The 18,355-nt window shown below is 36.0% G+C and carries 18 protein-coding genes; 12 read left to right on the top strand and 6 right to left on the bottom strand.

Translation table 11 applies throughout. The features are described 5' to 3' along the window. The first annotated feature begins 167 nt into the window (after positions 1-167). Complete coding sequence (locus H1P_RS10265) at positions 168-1,217, top strand: MFS transporter (RefSeq protein WP_144866860.1); 1,050 nt, start codon at positions 168-170, stop codon at positions 1,215-1,217. A 187-nt stretch (positions 1,218-1,404) separates the two neighbouring features. Here H1P_RS10265 and H1P_RS10260 read toward each other — a convergent pair whose 3' ends face one another. Further along, positions 1,405-1,764 carry a sulfite exporter TauE/SafE family protein gene (locus tag H1P_RS10260; protein ID WP_144866858.1) on the bottom strand — a complete coding sequence of 120 codons (360 nt, stop codon included), beginning with the start codon at positions 1,762-1,764 and terminating at the stop codon, positions 1,405-1,407. Positions 1,765-1,878: 114 nt separating this feature from the next. Between H1P_RS10260 and H1P_RS10255 the strand changes: the two genes are divergently transcribed. The 5 genes from H1P_RS10255 (at position 1,879) to H1P_RS10235 (ending at position 6,442) form a co-directional block, all read left to right on the top strand. Continuing rightward, positions 1,879-2,415 carry a hypothetical protein gene (locus H1P_RS10255; RefSeq protein ID WP_144866855.1) on the top strand — a complete coding sequence of 179 codons (537 nt, stop codon included), beginning with the start codon at positions 1,879-1,881 and terminating at the stop codon, positions 2,413-2,415. A gap of 46 nt (positions 2,416-2,461) precedes the next feature. Then, positions 2,462-2,857: a DUF3119 family protein gene (locus tag H1P_RS10250; RefSeq protein ID WP_144866853.1), complete on the top strand. Its 396-nt coding sequence runs from the start codon at positions 2,462-2,464 to the stop codon at positions 2,855-2,857. Between the two features lie 67 nt (positions 2,858-2,924). Further along, entirely contained in the window at positions 2,925-4,700 is a 1,776-nt protein-coding gene (locus H1P_RS10245; RefSeq protein ID WP_246141589.1) for a DUF3086 domain-containing protein, read from the top strand. Positions 4,701-4,786: 86 nt separating this feature from the next. Next, positions 4,787-5,431 carry a glycerol-3-phosphate 1-O-acyltransferase PlsY gene (gene plsY / locus H1P_RS10240; RefSeq protein ID WP_144866851.1) on the top strand — a complete coding sequence of 215 codons (645 nt, stop codon included), beginning with the start codon at positions 4,787-4,789 and terminating at the stop codon, positions 5,429-5,431. Positions 5,432-5,449: 18 nt separating this feature from the next. After that, a complete protein-coding gene (locus H1P_RS10235; RefSeq protein WP_144866849.1) occupies positions 5,450-6,442 on the top strand; it encodes a phosphotransferase in 993 nt (330 codons plus the stop codon). 231 nt (positions 6,443-6,673) lie between these two features. Here the strand turns inward: H1P_RS10235 and purN are convergent, their stop codons facing one another. Then, entirely contained in the window at positions 6,674-7,357 is a 684-nt protein-coding gene (gene purN, locus H1P_RS10230) for a phosphoribosylglycinamide formyltransferase (RefSeq protein ID WP_144866847.1), read from the bottom strand. A gap of 52 nt (positions 7,358-7,409) precedes the next feature. Here purN and H1P_RS10225 point away from each other — a divergent pair, with 52 nt between their 5' ends. Then, on the top strand, positions 7,410-8,303 hold the full coding sequence (locus H1P_RS10225; protein ID WP_144866845.1) for a carbohydrate ABC transporter permease: 894 nt from the start codon (positions 7,410-7,412) through the stop codon (positions 8,301-8,303). A gap of 25 nt (positions 8,304-8,328) precedes the next feature. On the opposite strand, the gene H1P_RS10220 is transcribed toward H1P_RS10225, so the two are convergent. After that, positions 8,329-9,159, bottom strand: coding sequence for a DUF975 domain-containing protein (locus H1P_RS10220; RefSeq protein WP_144866843.1), 831 nt, complete (start codon positions 9,157-9,159; stop codon positions 8,329-8,331). A gap of 96 nt (positions 9,160-9,255) precedes the next feature. Between H1P_RS10220 and H1P_RS10215 the strand changes: the two genes are divergently transcribed. Both H1P_RS10215 and H1P_RS10210 read left to right on the top strand, forming a co-directional pair. After that, positions 9,256-10,227: a stage II sporulation protein M gene (locus H1P_RS10215; protein WP_144866841.1), complete on the top strand. Its 972-nt coding sequence runs from the start codon at positions 9,256-9,258 to the stop codon at positions 10,225-10,227. A gap of 366 nt (positions 10,228-10,593) precedes the next feature. Then, a complete protein-coding gene (locus H1P_RS10210) occupies positions 10,594-11,181 on the top strand; it encodes a hypothetical protein (RefSeq protein WP_144866839.1) in 588 nt (195 codons plus the stop codon). Positions 11,182-11,262: 81 nt separating this feature from the next. Here the strand turns inward: H1P_RS10210 and H1P_RS10205 are convergent, their stop codons facing one another. Further along, a complete protein-coding gene (locus H1P_RS10205) occupies positions 11,263-12,093 on the bottom strand; it encodes a metallophosphoesterase (RefSeq protein WP_144866837.1) in 831 nt (276 codons plus the stop codon). Between the two features lie 129 nt (positions 12,094-12,222). Here H1P_RS10205 and coaE point away from each other — a divergent pair, with 129 nt between their 5' ends. After that, the gene (coaE, locus tag H1P_RS10200) at positions 12,223-12,816 is read left to right on the top strand and encodes a dephospho-CoA kinase (protein WP_144866835.1); all 594 of its coding nucleotides are present in this window, start codon (positions 12,223-12,225) and stop codon (positions 12,814-12,816) included. A 205-nt stretch (positions 12,817-13,021) separates the two neighbouring features. Here coaE and H1P_RS10195 read toward each other — a convergent pair whose 3' ends face one another. Both H1P_RS10195 and H1P_RS10190 read right to left on the bottom strand, forming a co-directional pair. After that, positions 13,022-13,549, bottom strand: a complete 528-nt coding sequence (locus H1P_RS10195) for an REP-associated tyrosine transposase (RefSeq protein WP_144866833.1) — start codon at positions 13,547-13,549, stop codon at positions 13,022-13,024. A gap of 134 nt (positions 13,550-13,683) precedes the next feature. Further along, a complete protein-coding gene (locus tag H1P_RS10190; RefSeq protein ID WP_144866831.1) occupies positions 13,684-14,685 on the bottom strand; it encodes a hypothetical protein in 1,002 nt (333 codons plus the stop codon). Between the two features lie 125 nt (positions 14,686-14,810). On the opposite strand from H1P_RS10190, the gene H1P_RS10185 reads away from it, so the two are divergent. After that, positions 14,811-17,462, top strand: coding sequence for a M1 family metallopeptidase (locus H1P_RS10185; RefSeq protein ID WP_144866829.1), 2,652 nt, complete (start codon positions 14,811-14,813; stop codon positions 17,460-17,462). Positions 17,463-17,866: 404 nt separating this feature from the next. Continuing rightward, positions 17,867-18,355, top strand: a complete 489-nt coding sequence (locus tag H1P_RS10180) for an HNH endonuclease signature motif containing protein (protein ID WP_144866827.1) — start codon at positions 17,867-17,869, stop codon at positions 18,353-18,355.

Raw genomic sequence — 18,355 nt, 5'->3', positions numbered from 1 at the left:
TATCTGACATTCCGCAGATAATTTTCTCAAGGAAATAATTAAATGAATTTGCTTGAATATAGCCGTTTATAGCAATCGCCAATCTTCAAAAACACCAAATAATATATTAGTTCTTATTCTGTTTCTAAAATCGCTGTATTCTCTATCTCTTAAAGTGTGTAGACTAAATTGCTCAAAAAATCACGAAGAAATTAAATTTTTCTGCGGAATGTGAGTTTTATCTGACTATTTCGATTACTGCCCTTTTTAGCTATTTGCAAAATTTAGCTTATTCTAGTTCCATGTCAGCGATCGTGCCTAAGCAGCATTATGCGCGAGCAACTGCTATGGGTTCAATTCAAGTTTTTAGTGCCAATATTTTTGCCCCTGCTTTGGCTGGAGTACTTTACTATCGGATTGGCTTTGAGAGAATTCTCATTCTCGATCTGATAACTTTTCTCTTGGCTATTAGCTCTTTATTAATTGTCAAAATCCCTCAACCCAGACAAAACCAAGTAGAAAGTCAGAACAGAGAAAATATCTGGCAACGGTTAACTATGGGGTGCCGTTACTTATTTAAATATCCTGGTTTAATGGCGATTTTAATTTTTTTGTTGAGTTCTAATTTATTTGGTAGTGCTAGTATGGCACTTGTTTCTACCTCAATCTTGGCTCGCAGTGGCAATGATGGTACTGTTCTTGCTGGCGTACAATCTGCCATGGGTATTGGTGGTTTAGTAGGAGCAACAGTACTAAGTATTTGGGGCGGTTTCAATCGTCGAATTAATGGATTATTGTTAGGCGTTGGATTGCAAAATATAGGTCAAATTTTACTAGGTTTGGGAAGGGGGCATCTAATTTGGAGTATTGCTGCTTTTGGAGCAGCTTTCGCTTCTCCCTTCAAAGGTAGTTCAAATCAAGCAATTTGGCTTTCTAAGGTAAAACCCGATATTCAAGGACGAGTCTTTGCTACTCGTTACTTAATTGCTCAAATAACTACACCTATAGGTGCAGTGATTGCTGGCCCATTAGCCGATCGCTTTTTTGAACCTGCTATGATGCGGGAAGGAGCTTTAGCAGGAATCTTCGGCGGTGTATTTGGTACAGGTACAGGTGCAGGAATAGCAATGGCATACACTCTTTTCTCTTGCTGTGGTTTATCCCTTGCCCTCATCGGCTATACTTTACCCATACTGCGAAATGTAGAAGATACTGTGCCAGACTACGATCGCTCTTAGTGAATTCTGCTTTCTCAAGCTTTAAATTTCTTGAAGCTATGGTTAAATAAATTAAGAATTCTGATTTTACTTTTGTTTTCGTAATCTGACAAAATACGAGATACTCGATCTTTGGTTAATAGATTTTCTGATTTCCTGAAAATTGCGATCGCACTATTCCCATCTGGAGTATTGCTTGAGGTGTTAATTACCGAGATAGCATCATTTTAATCCCCAGAGCTAGCATAGAAACACCAAAAGAGCGTTTGAGCCAAATTTCAGGGAGGTTAGTTGCAAATTTAGCACCAATTAAACCACCAATAAAAAAACCTAAAAAAATTAAACAGGCAACTTTGATATCTACCTCTCCTTGCTGATAATAAGTCCAAGCAGCTAATAAACTAACAGGAGGTACTAATAAAGCGAGAGTTGTTCCTTGTGCGCTATGTTGAGTAAAACCAAATAAGTATACTAAAGCAGGAGTTAATAATACTCCGCCACCAATACCTATAAGCCCGCTAACAGTTCCTGTAACTAAACCTAAAATTAGATACAGACCTATTTCCATCTTGTCTCCTTCCGTGTAATGCCCGCGTTACGTTTATTAATTTATTGATGTATTTAATACTTTCTTTATATCCTCAGTTTATCATTCTTCTTATTGAATAGTTTAATTTTTATTATGAATCAATCTTCTCCATCAACTACCCCATCTTTCTCTTTTCCTGAAGCGATTGCTAAAACCCAAGAGTTAATGCAACAAATGGTAGACAATCAATTAAGTGAAGAAGCAATCCCAGAAGCGATCGCTAATTTAGTTAAAAGTCAAACTGGTGCGCGGGGATTTTTTGTTGCTTACCTCACTGGCGATCTTTCTTTAGCAGATGATCCCACTCAAGGAGTCATTGAAGGTTTGCAGTCATCTCCTGAAATAGTTAGCGATTTGTTAGTTAAGAATGTGGCGATGTCAGCAGCTATGAGATTAACTCATCTGCGTAACGATGACGAAACCGCAGCAGCAGGATCGCAAAGGGTTAATCGTCGCACTGTTAAGCTAATTCAAAAGCTTAAAATGACAGAGATTGAGCAAGAAATCCAAGACTTAAAATCTACTATTGTTAAAGGTGAAGGAAATTATCAAGAATTTTTGACAAGATGGGGCTACGATGAAGAACAACAAGCAGAAATTAAGCAAGCCATCTCTTCAATTAATATATAAGTAGCTTAATAATAAATAGGATAAAAACAAAAAGTTGGTATCTACTATGACTACTACAGAAAAACAAACAGGCATTGGTAGTGAACAGATTATCGAGCTAGCACCAAGCTATAAAATTCCGATTTTCTTGATTTTAGTAGCAATTCCCTTAGCCTTGTTAAATATTGTGGTGGGTATTGTTGTCTTGATATTAGGTTTGTTTTTAATGTTTCAAACTGTAAATATTAGGTTACAATTTACTTCCACTGCTTTAGACCTTTACAATTCAGGTACAATAATTCGTCATTTTCCTTATAATGAGTGGTCTAACTGGCGTATTTTTTGGCAACCAGTACCTATCTTGTTTTATTTTCGTGAAGTAAACAGCATTCACTTTTTACCAGTTCTTTTCGATCCTAAAACTTTGGTTAGTTGCTTAGAAAAATATTGTCCAAAAGTTTAATCAAGCTCTGCTTAACAAACGACATATTTGTATAATTTTTAATTATTTAAGTTACTACTATTAATTAATGAATTCCGAAAGACCTCAAAACCCAAAATCAGACTTTCCTGAAGCTTTTGATAGTGATGAAATGGAAATTGATGTCGCTTACGAAGAAATAACCCCAGAGGAACAGCAAAAAATCAAACAGGAGGTTAAAAAAGCAGCATCTTCTGTGAATAATACTTCAGAGCCACTATCCGATATTTGGCTGGATGACGATCTAGAAGTTATAGACATACCACAACAAACAGATTCAGACGATCCTAAAACAGCATCTTGGACATCAGAAACAGATAGCTTAGAGTCAGAGTCTACTAAAGTAGAGCAAGAAACCTCACTGGATAATTCAACAGCTAAATCTGATGATTCAGCAATAGAAAACATCTTAGATAATTCAAAAGTTGAAGCAACTGAAATCAAACCAATAGTAGATACTATTAAAACAGAATCTACTGACTCACAAACAGAACAAGTACTGGATAATTTAAAAGTAAATACCAAAGAAATAGAGCCAACAGTAGATAACAAAGAGATAGAATCTAGCAACTCACAAACAGAACAAGTGCTAGATAATTTAGAAACAGAATCAACTGAGGAAGTACAAAAACACACTTTAGAAACAGAATTAGAATTCAACTTCCCAGAAACTGAAATCAAAGAGCCTGAGATTACTAAAACTCCAGATGAAGAATCTATAACAGAAAAATCAACTTCAGAGCCTGAACTAATTGCTGATAGTTGGTTAGAGGAATCAGAAAAGCTTTCTTCTGCGTCAATTGAACAAAATAAACATCATCAAGACTTATCCTCTCAGATAGCAGAACTAAAACAGCAAAAAGCAACTTTGTTAGAAGAAATTAGTAATCTTCAAGCTCAAAAAGAAATAGCGATCGCTCAACAAACTCAAGCAATTGGGGATAGTTTGGGGCGTATGGTACAAGAAGGTACGCGAGAACTTAAAGAACGCAAAAATAACCTTTTAATTGATATTGAGAAACTGGAACGACGTAGAGAGAGAATTCGTCAAGAAATGCGAACTAACTTTGCAGGAGCTTCTCAAGATTTAGCCGTGAGAATTCAAGGCTTTAAAGAATATCTAGTGGGTAGCTTACAAGACTTAGCTACCGCAGCAGAAAGTCTGGAATTACCTAAACCAGAAGAGAGAAGAAGACCCCCCCAAAGGGAAACTAGAGCGACCAGAGAAGACAGAAAACCCCGCAATAGACCACCAGAAGCTAGTTCTCAACCCCAATTTACAGAACAAGCATTTGCGGAACAAACAAGACGTATTCGTCAGCTTTTAGAACAATATCGTACTAGACCAGATTATTATGGCTCTCCTTGGCAATTAAGACGCACTTTTGAGCCAGTTCACGCAGAAAGAGTTCAAGAATGGTTCTTTAGTCAAGGCGGACGAGGTGCAATAAAAGGGATGGGCTCTCGTTTACAGAATATTTTAGTAGCTTCGGCGGTTATTTCAGTTCTGTATCGGCTTTATCGCGATCGCTGTCGGATTCTTGTTTTAGTAGATACCCCCGAAAAGCTAGGGGAATGGCGCAGAGGTTTACAAGATTGTTTGGGAATTTCTCGTAATGATTTTGGCTCTAATCGCGGTGTGGTTTTATTTGAATCGGCTGATGTTTTGGTACAAAGAGCAGATCGTCTATTAGAAGACAAGTTATTACCTCTGATAATTATTGATGAAACAGAAGAGTTAGTTAATTTAGGTCTTTTAAAATTCCCTCTGTGGTTAGCTTTTGTCGAAAAATCCCAACCCAAAACATCAGGATATCTTTATTAAGCATTAACGATGAACAATCAGCAATCGTCTTTTTTTGTTCCTTGTTCCTCATTCCTTATTGCTAGTTCCTCGTTCTTTGAAAGCAAATGATCGCACAGTTAATTATTAGCTCATTATTCGTTATTGCTGCTTACCTTTTTGGTTCTTTTCCCACAGGTTATTTAATGGGGAAATATCTCCAAGGAATTGATATTCGCGAACATGGTTCTGGTTCGACTGGTGCAACTAATGTTTTAAGAACTATTGGCAAAAAAGCTGCTATTGTGGTACTTCTGTCTGATATTGGCAAAGGTGCGATCGCTGTATCTTTGGTTAGATTCTTTTATGCTTATTATCCCGAAATACTTCCTGAAACCTGGAAACCTTGGCTCATTATCATTACTGCTTTAGCTGCCATTTTAGGTCATAGTAAGTCTGTATGGTTGAATTTTACTGGCGGTAAATCTGTGGCTACGGGTATTGGTGTCGTGTTTTTGGTTAATCCTTGGCTAGCGTTAGGTACATTAGCAACTTTTGGCGTTACCATAGCTATTTTTCGGATTGTTTCTTTAAGTTCTATTGCGGGTGCGATCGCTGTTATTGTTTTAGCAATCATTCTTCAACAACCGATACCCTACATTATTTTTGCTTCTCTAGCAGGGGGCTATGTAATAATTCGTCATAGTACTAATATCCAGCGCATTTTAGCAGGAGAAGAACCCAAAGTGGGACAAAGTTTGCAAGAAAATTAGTTAAAGCGTAACTGAATCATGGAACACATAGATATCTTACGTGCCTTTGATATTTCTATTGATGGGGAACAAAGTTTAGAAAGTATTTACGCTTATGCTCCTGTATACCGTTTTAACTATGACGATCAGGCAGAGCCTGGCAGCGAAGCCGATCGAGATTGGGTGTTGAAACGTACTGGGGTGCGTAGTACGGCAAATGCGATCGCTGATTGGACAAGTTATTTGGTATCTCAGGGAATTGGAAGCGTTGCTCCTACTCAATATTTTGGTAAAAACCCCAGATGTTTTCTTAGCGGAAAAAACGATACAGAAGAAAACTGGATTATTTATCCTTTTGTTCGAGGAATTCCCTATAAGGGAGATCTAGTTCAAATTCGTTCTGCGGGTAAACTATTGGGTGAAATTCATGCTACAGGAATGGATAGAGATTTTAAGCTCAAAGTTAACAAGACTGTAGTAGCTGTAGACGAAAAAGAGATTGAGGAAGATATCAAAGTAGTTATCCAAAAAATTGAGCAATACTTTCCAGAAAAGCTGAAAATTACTCAAGAAATTTTAACTTTCTATTGCCAACGTTATTTAAAAGAGGTATTACCCAAACTACTCAAAATCAGTTTACCGTTGACTAACTGTAGCTGGGATTATAAAGCAGCAAACTTAATCTATCAAACCGATACTTCTCCCATTTTAATCGATCCAGATCATGGGGGACGTATTCCTCGAATGTATGATTTAGCTACTGCTTTGTTACTATTTCATTGCGATCTTTCCTCTGCGCCTAAAAGTATGTTTACACCAGGCGAATGGGTTATCTTTTTAGATGAATATAAGCAATACATTCATCCAACAGTAGAGGAACAAAAAACTTGGAGCGATCTGCTGTTGTGTGCCTGGATAGATGAAGCTTTATGGCTGCTGAGCCATTTTCCAGAAGGTTGGGCAGATGCAAATGAGTCTTATTATCTGCTTAGTTTGTTGACTACCGATCTTTCTAATTTTTCTCTTCAATAATGCGATCTCCGAAAACTACCATCACAAATAGCAAGAGTTTTCAAAAAATTAAGTAAAAGCTTTCAAGATATATGCTTTTAGCTTCTGTGTAACAATAATATTTTGGGCGTTCATGTTTTTTTTAAATCGGATTTCGTATGATATGGCTAATACTGCACCACTAGTTAAAATTGAAAAGATCGCTCTTGTTGCACCAACGCTAAAAATAGTGCTATTAAGAAACATTTGTATTTATGACATCCCATACCCTGACTGATTAACTTTAGCAGCGATCGCAATTGCTTGAGGTAAGATATAATGCTCTTGTGCTTGTATTCTTTGATGTAAAGATTCTGGGGTATCATCGGGCAAAATTGGTACAGCAGCTTGCATAATAATCTCGCCACTATCCACAGCTAAACTAACAAAATGGACGGTACAGCCAGTAATCTTCACTTTGGCTTTTAATGCTTGTTCAATAGCGCGGATACCTTTAAAACTGGGTAACAAACTAGGATGAATATTAATTACACGGTGAGGAAAACCATCTAATAATACCTGAGTAACAACGCGCATCCAACCAGCCATAATCACCCAATCCACGCCATAAGATTGCATAGTCGCTACAATCTTACTATCTAAATCCTCTCTGCTACTATATTGACGATGATTAATGAAAACTGCGGGTATCTGATATTTCTCCGCTCTTGTTTTTGCCTTAGCATCAGGATTGTTATAAATTAAGACTTTAATCTCTGCATTTAGTTTACCATCTGCGATCGCTTTTGCCACAGCTTCAAAATTAGTCCCACTACCCGATGCCATCACACCCAATTGTAGAGTAGAGTTATCGCTTATAGGTATAGAAGCAAGATCGGGAGAAACTAATGCTTGCTGGGAATAGTTCACGGTATCCTTAGATATTGATTTACTCATCACCGCAGATAAATATTTTTGTCATCCTAAATTTAACTATATTAATGACACTATGTTAAGAAGCAAATCACGAAGTTTAGCTGATTGGTTAGATAATGACTCCCTGGCTGCTTGGATATTTCTCGCACCAGCATTATTACTATTGGGTATCTTTTTGTTTTACCCTATTGCTTACTTGCTGTATTTGAGCTTTACCACAGATAGCTTTACCGTCGAGGGTATACGCTGGGTGGGATTACGTAATTATCTGAGACTATTTACCGATGCCGACTTTTGGCAAGTTATCGGAAATACAGTTTATTTTGCGATCGCAACTGTGATTCCTGCTATTATAATTCCTTTAGGCTTGGCGGTAATTCTCAACAAATCCCTAGCATTACGAGGATTGCTCCGTGCTGCCTATTTTATACCTTCGATTACTTCTTTAGTAGCTGTCGGGTTAGGTTTTCGCTGGTTATTTCAAACCCAAGGTCCAGTTAATGGTTTGTTAGTTACCATGGGTTTAAATCCCATTCCCTGGCTGAGTAGTACCATCTGGGCAATGCCTGTTTTAATTTTACTCAGTAGTTGGAAACAAATCGGCTTTAATTTAGTGGTATTTTTAGGGGGTTTGCAAACCATACCCCAGTCTCGCTACGAAGCAGCAGAATTAGATGGTGCAAATTATTGGGCAAAGTTTTGGTATATTACTTTACCAGGTTTACGTCCCACTATTGTCTTTACTACAGTTACTACGGTAATTTTTACTTTACGCAGTTTTGAGCAAGTATACGTTATTACTGGCGGAGGACCTTTAAACTCTACTAATTTACTGGTTTATTATATTTACGAACAGGCTTTTGCTCGTTTTGAGTTTGGTTACGCAGCAGCAGCAGCTACGATTCTTTTAGTGGTTACTTTGATCTTTGTTTATTGGTATTTACGCACTTGGAATCAAAGTGATTAATTCAGTAATTCCCATTTAATTGCTCTTAAGAGAAATTGCTATTATCTTCTAAGTCTAATCCTAAGCCTTCTTTACGCACTAATAAATCATAATAAATTACAGCTTTAATCGATTGCCAAAAAGGTACTACTAAAGCAGCACTAGATAAGATAATTAATATTTGTGCTAAGACAAATAAGATTGATAAATTTGAATTTAAACTTACTGTGTCGCTGAAGGCAATTTGAGTAAGAATAAAACTCAAGATATTAGTAAATATATTAGTAAATATCGAGATAGGTAAACTAATTAAAAAGGACACAAATATTATTAACTGTAATCTCAATACAGAACCTTTTGTTAACATCCAACCACGCTTGATAGATTTCAGAGGTGTCATATTTTCTTCGATAGCTAAAGGCAAATCGAAGATTAAAAATCGAGAAATCAGCCATGTAGTGCCAAAAAACAAGATAAATAGTCCAGTCAGAGTGGAAACGATACCAATAATAATCCCGACAATCATATCTTCTCCACCAATAAAAGCAGTTAGGATACTAATTGCGCCAAAGATAAGTAATAAAAAGATAAATCCCATTAAACTTGCTAAACCCACTAAAATACCAGCAATCAAGAAACCCCACATACGAGATTTAATATGACGACGAGCATCTTTAATTAATTCGGGTTTATTTGTAGCTTCACCATAAGCCAAACGGGAAATTAAACTATTGATTGCAGAAAATTTTGCCCAACCATAAATAGGAATAAAAACCCATAAATAAGCAATAAAAGCCAAACCAAAATACTCTTTAAAATGATCTCGATATATCCTTAAGCCAGCAGTAACTACATTTCCAACGCTTAATGGTTTCATTAATTTATTGATTGCTATAAAATAACTATAATTATAAAATTATAAAATGATAAATGATAAACGATGAATAATCAATAAAATAACGGATAACAATGTATGAATACTAACCGTTGGATTGCCAGAAAAGAAACCAACTGGAAAACTTTAGATAAACTTTTACAACAGGCAGAAAAGAAAGGTTTAAAATCTTTATCTGCTACGGAAATTAAGCAATTAGCTAGTTTATATCGTTCCGTTGCTGCGGACTTTGCTAAAGCAAAAACTAACAATTTGGGTAACACTTTAACCCAAGACTTACAAGCTCTCACTGCTCGCGGATATAACCAAGTATACCAAGGCTCTCGTCGTCAAGAATGGCGAGATGTCCAAGAATTTTATGCTTGGGGTTTTCCTCAAATAGTACGAGAAACTGCAACCTATACAGCGATCGCAACAGCTATCTTTTTCCTACTCTTTCTGATAGGCTGGTGGTACGCTTGGCACGATCCTGTGTTTTTAGACTTAACAGTACCGCAAGAATTAATTGAAAAAGTACGGGACAGAGGTGAACTGTGGATGGGTTTTATTGTGGGAAACGAACCCTTAGCCTCTAGCGGAATCATGACTAATAACTTGGGTGTAGCGTTTAAAGCAGTTTCAGGTGGTGCAACGGCGGGTATTCTGACAATTTATATTATGGCATTTAATGGTTTACATATTGGAACTATTGGTGCTTTGGTAACTCAAAATAATTTGGGATACCCTTTCTGGGCTTTTGTTTGCCCTCATGGTTCATTAGAATTACCTGCAATATTTTTGGCTGGAGGTGCAGGCTTATTAATTGGTAAGGCAATGGTTTTTCCTGAACAGTATCGCCGTATTGATGCTTTAAAAATAAATGGCACAAAAGCAGTTCAATTAGTTTTTGGAATTGTCCCTATGTTAATTATTGCTGGCATTATTGAGGGCTTTTTTTCCCCTAGTCCCATAATACCTAATGCGCTTAAATATCTTACTGGATTTATAATTTTTGGGTTTTTAATTTTATATTTAAGTAGAAAAAAACGCATCTATAGTAATTCTATTTGAGTCGTGAAAATTATATAGTTAAATATCTTTTGTTATTATTTATTTATCCTATTTTATACTAATTATCTAATCGAAAACATGATTAATATTTCTACCTTTCAGTTATTTCTATCAAGCAATCAAGCTTTTAGTTATTAGCTTTCAAATATTTTAAGTTTGTCAATGAAAAAGTAGTATATTGAAAATTATACCTTGACTAACCTAAGCTGTTAGTAGTTGATTATTTAATGAAAAATAATAAATGGTAAAAGATAAATGGAAAATGATTTATTACCTTTTGTGGCTGGTGTAGCTTTTTTAATTCTTTATTTAGTGTTTTCTGCTTTAACTGAGATGGGAACAAAATTACCCTGGAAAAAATAGATTATGACAAGTCAACAAGTTCTACAAGAAGCTGCTCTCTCTGCTCTAGAAAAAACTAATTTAAAGTCTCCAGATGAAGTAGTAACAGCTTTACTAGCAGCCGAAAAAGAAGCAAAAAAACAAAAATTTAGTTATTCTTTTGAGCAATTAATTGGCACTTGGAGATTATGCTTTATCACTGGGACAAAAAAGACCAGAAAAAGAGCAGGAATTGTTCTTGGTGCAGGAAAATATTTACCTCAATTTCTGAAAATAACTATTACCTACAAAACAATTGAAGATTCTGAACCCAATCAAGGTAGAGTTGAAAATTGTGTTGATCTTAAGTTTTTCCAACTATCCTTAACAGGCCCAATAAAATTTTTAACACCACAAAATATTTTGGCATTTGACTTTACCAAAATGCAAATTAAATTATTAGGACTTACTATTTATAATGGTTATATAAGAGCGGGAAAAGCTAAAGAAGCAAGTTTTTATAGCGATTCAATCAAAAAACAAGCATTTTTCACTTACTTTCAGATTCAAGAAATGGCGATCGCAGCTAGAGGAAGAGGCGGTGGTTTAGCTCTTTGGACTCGTGTTAATTAGTAATATTTGTTAGTTGTTAGTCATTGGCTTTTTGTCTTAATACCTCATTCTTATAGCTCGATGACTTTCTACTTGCTTAAGCTACTTTCTCTCCAAAGTAATCACCGTAATTTCTGGAGGACAGCGAAATCTACCAGGGAAATAAGTACCCAAACCACGATTAACATATAGTTGATTGTTTCCTATTTGATGCCATCCTTCTGACCATTGCCAATTTTTAACTACAGAAACACAATTTCTCAGATAGGGGATATGTTTACTGATAAATTTAGGAGTTTGTTTTCTAATTTCTTGTAAAAGTTCTGGTGCTGCGCCATAACCAGGAATAATTACTTGTCCTCCATGAGTATGACCAGATAATTGTAAATCCACGCGATATTTAGCTAATATTGCTGCTGAATCAGGATTGTGAGATAAAACGATGCGGGGTAAGTTCTCCTCAAGCTGAGGTAAAACTTTACTAGGCTTAAATTTTCGTGACCAAAAATCGGCTAATCCCACAAGTGCAATCTCTTTTCCCAAAGGATACGCGACTTCATTGAAAAGAATTTTGATCTCAACTTTTTCTAAAGCCGTCATCAGTTGTTCTGGCACACAACGAGTAGATGAATCATGATTTCCCAAACAACCATAGACCCCAAATTTACTTTCTAATTGCTGCAATCTCTTGGCTAATTCAGGAATTGGCTGGGGTTTATCTGTCACAAAATCTCCTGTAATCGCAATTAGCTCTGCTTGTTCTTGATTACATTTAGCAATAGCCTCTTGAAAGACTTCATCTGATAAATGAGTTCCATCATAATGAAGATCGCTGAGTTGAACTATTTTTGTCCCAATCAAATTAGTAGCTAAATTGGAGATCGCAATATTAATTCTTTCGACTTTAAGAGGCTCAGTAATAATTGGAGTCATAGAGAAAACACAATTTTTTTATCTCTATTATGTATTATGAGCGAAGGGAAAAGGCAAGGGACAACAGTGTGATTTATTTCGTAGCAAGTTGACCAATTTTACAATATATAGTTTGAATAATCGAAAATTATGAGAATTATTGGCTTGACTGGTGGTATCGCCACAGGAAAAAGTACGGTTTCTGATTACTTATCAAGTAAATATAACTTGCCAGTTTTAGATGCTGATGTTTACGCCAAAGAAGCAGTGGCTAAAGATTCTCCTATTCTACAAGAGATTTTTACTCACTTTGGCAACCACCTCCGACTACAAGATGGTACTCTAAATCGTTTGGCATTGGGGAACCTGATATTCAGTAACTCAGAAGCAAAACAATGGTTAGAAAGTAAAATCCATCCCTATGTCCGCGATCGCTTTTCCCAAGAATTAGCTAATATTAAGAGTAATATGGTAGTGTTGGCAATTCCTTTACTATTTGAAGCCAATCTAACCCATTTAGTTACAGAAATTTGGGTAGTAAGCTGCAATCGGGAAAATCAGTTAGCCAGGCTACAAAAACGCAATAATTTGACTCTAGAGCAAGCACAAAACCGTATTAAGAGCCAATTGCCTTTAAAAGAGAAAGTAGCCCAAGCAGATTTTGTTTTAGAGAATGACTCTACACTACAACACCTCTATCAACAATGTGATGCCATACTGAATAAACCACTAAAATCTTGTTAAATTAAAATCTGCGAGAAACCCTTAATCGTCAAGGTAAGTTTTAGAAGTTGCGCTTTTTAGTTTAAATTAAGGCGGTTGCGAATGCGCCAGCCGTAGGCTGATCGCGCTTGGGAAAACTGTGGTAATCTTTTTAATATCTCATGTTTTATTCATATTTTTTATTATTATTCATTCTCTTGTAGGGTGGGCAATGCCCACCCTACCATTATTTTTCATTACAAACACAACCCAAATTACGATCTAATCTTTTATTTTTTACCCAAGAATGAAAACTAGAATATTGCCATAAATGAGGACAAGAAACTAAATTATGCTTCACGGGATTGTAATGAATATAATTCAAATAATTTTCTAAATCTTCTTCATCTCTAATAGTATGTTCCCAAAATCTCCGTTGCCAAATATTACTTTCGCGATGTTTAAGACGAGAAATAGAATTTTCTTGTTGCGATTTTTCTTTTTCTGGTAAAGATTGAGTAAACAATACTTTCATTTTGCCAATTCTTTTAGAATACGCGCTATCCCCTGGTGGTAATTGCCAAATAAAATGTAAATGCTCTGGTAAAATCACAGCACCAAGAATTTTTAAAGGCATTTCTGATTTAACTGTAGCAACAGCTTTTCGTAAAAGAGATATATTATCTGGATTATTAAATATTGGCTGTCTTTGATAGGTAACAATAGTAAAAAAATATGTCCCACCAGGAACATATAAGCGACGATAATTCGGCATTTAATATAATTTTCTTTTTTCTTTTGATGATTAATTCATGGGTAGGGTGGGCATTGCCCACCCTACTACAAACTGGTATTCATAGTTTTGTTATTCATCGGCTGGTATGGTATGGTGAACATTGCCCCATTCTGCTACCTTGGGGTTACACATCTATTGAAAAGCTTCTCTGTTTCACCTAATAAATTATACCCAATAATTCTTGCAGTAATTGAACCATCTATATTATCTGCAAAGTAAGAAGAATGTGCATCGCTTGCTCCTACAACCATTGCTAATTCGACACTACCAATTGTTCTTAAGCCTCGTTCTTTACCATTACCATCTTGCCAAACATATTGATCGAAGAATAAAATATCAGAATTAATTTCATCTTCAATAGCAGCTTTTAAAGGATAGGCAATCATGTCAGACGAGTGGATAATGTTAACCCATCTAATTTTATGAAGATGATTAGTATTTGTGGTAGAAAGATTCATTACACAATTATTGATTAGAGAAAAGTCTAAATCAAACATTTGTTTCAGAAATAATAGAGGAGAACCCATCGTAGTAATGCTACATATTTTATGCTTTTCTAATATATTTCTGAAATGATATCCAGGATCGTCTTTTGGTAAATCCTCTGAAAACAATAAATCCCAAAGAATTACACTGCCTAGCGAATGGGCGATAAAGTGTATTTCATTATCATTCGGATGATCTTCAATAAATTGATTCAATTGTTGATAAAGAGTTTTTCTTATCTCAGCACCTCGTCGAGGATTTTGATAAATCAAAAAATCGCCTAAAAATTCATTAATAAATTTATATCTATAACTTTTATATCTATACATATCTCTATGTAAAAGATGATATTCTTCATGTTGTCTACAAGCTCTCGAAAAATCTTTTTTTATGCAAGTAATCGCTTGTTGCTTCTTATTATTGAATAAATTACCCCAAAAGCCAGAATAAAGATTAGCTTTAACTAAAGGATATCTCATGTGTCTTTTGTATTTGGCATTAACCTTTTTCCGTTCTGTACTTGTATTACTAAAGTCAGATTTTTTGTTAATATTCCTTATTTTTCTGATTAAAATATCTGCATAATTAGCATCTTTAGTATTGACACCATGTATAAAGAAAACCAGCATATAAATTCATATCATTTGTTGCATCCAATATCATAACCAAGGACTTTAGTTATTGTGTAGCTTCACGATGTAACGATGACAAATTGAGTAAGATAATATCTATCCGTAACTTTACTCAACTCCCTATGTCCTTATACTTTGATTCCGAAGAGAAAAAACCTAAATCCTTTGAACTTCCAGGAGCAAAACCCCACTACAATCCCGATCGCCCTGGGCAGGTAAATCATATACTATTAGATTTAAACTTGGATATCCCCAACCAAAGTTTTACAGGTACTTGTACGATTACGATTACTCCTGTACGCAAGGGTATCGAACAGCTTAATCTAGATGCAGTCGATCTAAATATTGAATCGGTTTTAATTAGTGAAGTGAGTCAACCTTTTGATTACGACGGAGAAAGGTTACAGATAGATTTATTGCAACCCACCACAGAAGCCAAGATAGATATTGCAATTACTTATAGTGTAGATCATCCCCAACGGGGTATTTATTTCATTCAACCAGACGAACATTATCCCGATAAACCAACCCAAGTATGGACACAGGGAGAAGATGAAGACTCGCGCTTTTGGTTTCCTTGTTTCGATTATCCTGGTCAATTAGCCACATCAGAAATTAAAGTAAGAGTACCAGGAAAATATATGGCGGTGTCCAACGGGGAATTGGTTAGCACCGAGACTGTAGGGGAAGATAAGGTATATCATTGGCATCAAAAGCAAGTTCATCCTACTTATTTAATGACTCTTGCTGTAGGAGACTTTGCAGAATTAAAAGATACTTGGAAAGATATCCCCGTTACCTATTATGTAGAGAAGGGAAAAGAAACCGAAGCCAAGATAAGTATGGGTAAAACTCCCCGCATGGTAGAGTATTTATCAGCAAAATACGGTTACGACTATCCCTATCCTAAATATGCCCAAGTTTGCGTTGGTGATTTCATATTTGGGGGAATGGAAAATACTTCCACTACCCTATTAACTGACCGTTGTTTATTAGACGAACGTGCTGCTATAGATAATATGCGTACTGAGAGTCTAGTATTACACGAACTAGCCCATCAATGGTTCGGTGATTTAGTAGTAATTAAGCACTGGTCACACGCTTGGATCAAAGAGGGGATGGCTTCTTACGCGGAGGTATTATGGACAGAGGAAGAATATGGTAAAGAAGATGCAGCCTATTATCTTCTCAATGAAGCAAGAAGTTACTTAAGCGAAGATAGTTCTCGTTACCGTCGTCCCATTGTTACCAATATATACCGAGAAGCGATCGAACTGTATGACCGTCACCTCTATGAAAAGGGTGCTTGTGTTTATCACATGATAAGGGGAATTCTCGGTGATGAACTGTTTGATAAAGCAATTCATACTTTTGTAAACGACAACGCCCATAAGACAGTAGAGACGATAGATTTATTACGAGCGATCGATAAAGCTACAGGTTACAACTTAGCTGGTTTGTTCGATCAATATGTCTTTCGTGGTGGACATCCCGACTATAAAGTAGCTTATTCTTGGGACAATAAGAGCAAGTTAGCGAAGTTAACTATTACTCAAACTCAAGCTAAAGACGATAAGACTGGTAGTGATAGTGAATTATTCGATCTCACAATTCCCATTGCATTTGGTTATATAGACGATGTAGGGGCGTTTCGCGAAAGCGGTGAGACCCCGCGTCGGCGACAGACCCTAAAGGACTCGCTCCGCGTCGCGCAAGGGAATGCTCACCAAGAGATGCCCTTACGGATACATCAACAAAAACAAACCTTTTATTTCCCTCTAGAAAAGAAACCCGACTTCATTAGCTTTGATGTTAATAACTATATTCTCAAGACAGTTAAGCTAGAGTATCCCGTTACCCAATTAAAAAATCAACTCAAATACGATACTGATGCTGTATCTCGCATCTACGCAACCAAAGCATTAGGAAAAAAAGGCGGTTTAGAAGTTGTTAAAGCTTTATCCGCATCCTTATTAGAAGATACTTTCTGGGGAGTAAGAGTAGAAGTCGCCAAAACCTTGGGTAAAATCAAACTCAATCAAGCAGAAGATGCATTAATTAAAGGGTTACAGGATAAAGATGCAAGAGTGCGTCGCGCTGTTATTGATGCGTTGAGTAATTTTAAAACCGAGTCTTCTTACGAAACTATCAAAGAATGTCTTGAAAAAGGTGATGCTAGTTATTACGCAGAAGCATCCGCAGCTAGATGTTTAGGAGGAATGGTATCGGGAAACCTCAAAGATAAAAAGGAAGCAACCATTACCTTGTTACAAGATATCCTTAATACCCGCGCTGGTTGGAATGAAACGGTAAGAAGTGGTGCAATAGGTGGTTTGAGTAAAATGACTACATCTGCTGATGCGGTAGATATCATTATTCAATATACTAAACCAGATACACCCCAAGCTTTAAGACTAGCCTCTATTCGCGCTTTAGGTGCAGTTTCTTCTGGTCAAACTCCCGAAACTATCGAGACAATTTTAGAACAATTAGAGTCTCTCTCTGGTGAAAGTTTCTTCCTCACTCAAGTAGCGGTAACTGGTGCTTTAGGACAAATGCAAACACCAAAAGCTATCGGTATCCTGCAAAATCTTTCCGCACAAACTCCCGATGGAAGAGTCAAAAGAAGAGCCGACGAAGCTATCGAAAAGGTACAGAAAAATATCGGTAGCGATAAAGCAGTGAAGGAGTTACGTCAGGAAGTGGATAAGTTGAAAAAAGACAATCAAGATTTGAAGAGTCGATTGGAAAGTTTGGAGGCTAAGAGTAAGTAATACTGTGGGGACGTTTTATAATAGCGTCCCTTTTTTCATCTATAGAATTATGTTGCTAACAGATAACTCTATCTGTGTTTATCTGCGTTTATCTGTGGACGGTTTTTTAGATTTATTTGTTGGTGTTTTAAGTTTATTTTATATCACGCAAAGTCGCAAAGACGCGAAGGGTTTGAGGATTGGTTGCAAAATTTAAGGAGAAGAGGAAGAGAGAGGGGTTTTGCTGAGTTTTTCTTTTTTCTGAGAATATTTACGATAAAGCAGGGAAAATGTTACAAAATCTTTGCTTTTGGGAAAAATATTTAGTATGGGCATATTCTGACTCAAATTCGCAGCGTAAAATATTATGGCAAAGGAAGATAAGCAGGAATTTGAATTTGAAATAGAAGAAGATACGGAAAATCTTGAAGAAGATACAGAAAGGAAATAATAATAATCCCGATGGTAAATTTGATAACAAACTAAATATGTCATTATTTGATATTGTTATGGTTGGATTTACTAGATATCAGCAAAAAGATGTTATTCCTAAAGCAGATGCTATAAAAAATAAGCTTTATAGCTTGATGACAAGCGATCAAGAATTTATAGAAGCTATTACAACAGGAACAAGTAATAAAGGAAAAGTACAAAAAATATTTTTAATTTGGTTTAATGCTTTATCTGAAATAATAGGTACATCTGATTATGAATTAAGAAGTTTCTCGGATTCTTTTAAGAAAGAGCTTTTTGACGCAAATCCAACTTGCTCAATCTGCAATCAACAAATTACTTCTCTTTATGATAGTGTTGTAGATCATAAGATACCTTACTCTTTAGGTGGAAAAACAGAACCAGCTAATGGAAGATTAACTCATAGATATTGTAATTTTGCTCGTGGTAATCGAGATTAA

Source organism: Hyella patelloides LEGE 07179 (assembly GCF_900659865.1).
GTDB classification, from domain to species: domain Bacteria; phylum Cyanobacteriota; class Cyanobacteriia; order Cyanobacteriales; family Xenococcaceae; genus Hyella; species Hyella patelloides.
This window is presented reverse-complemented; position numbering and strand designations above follow the sequence as displayed.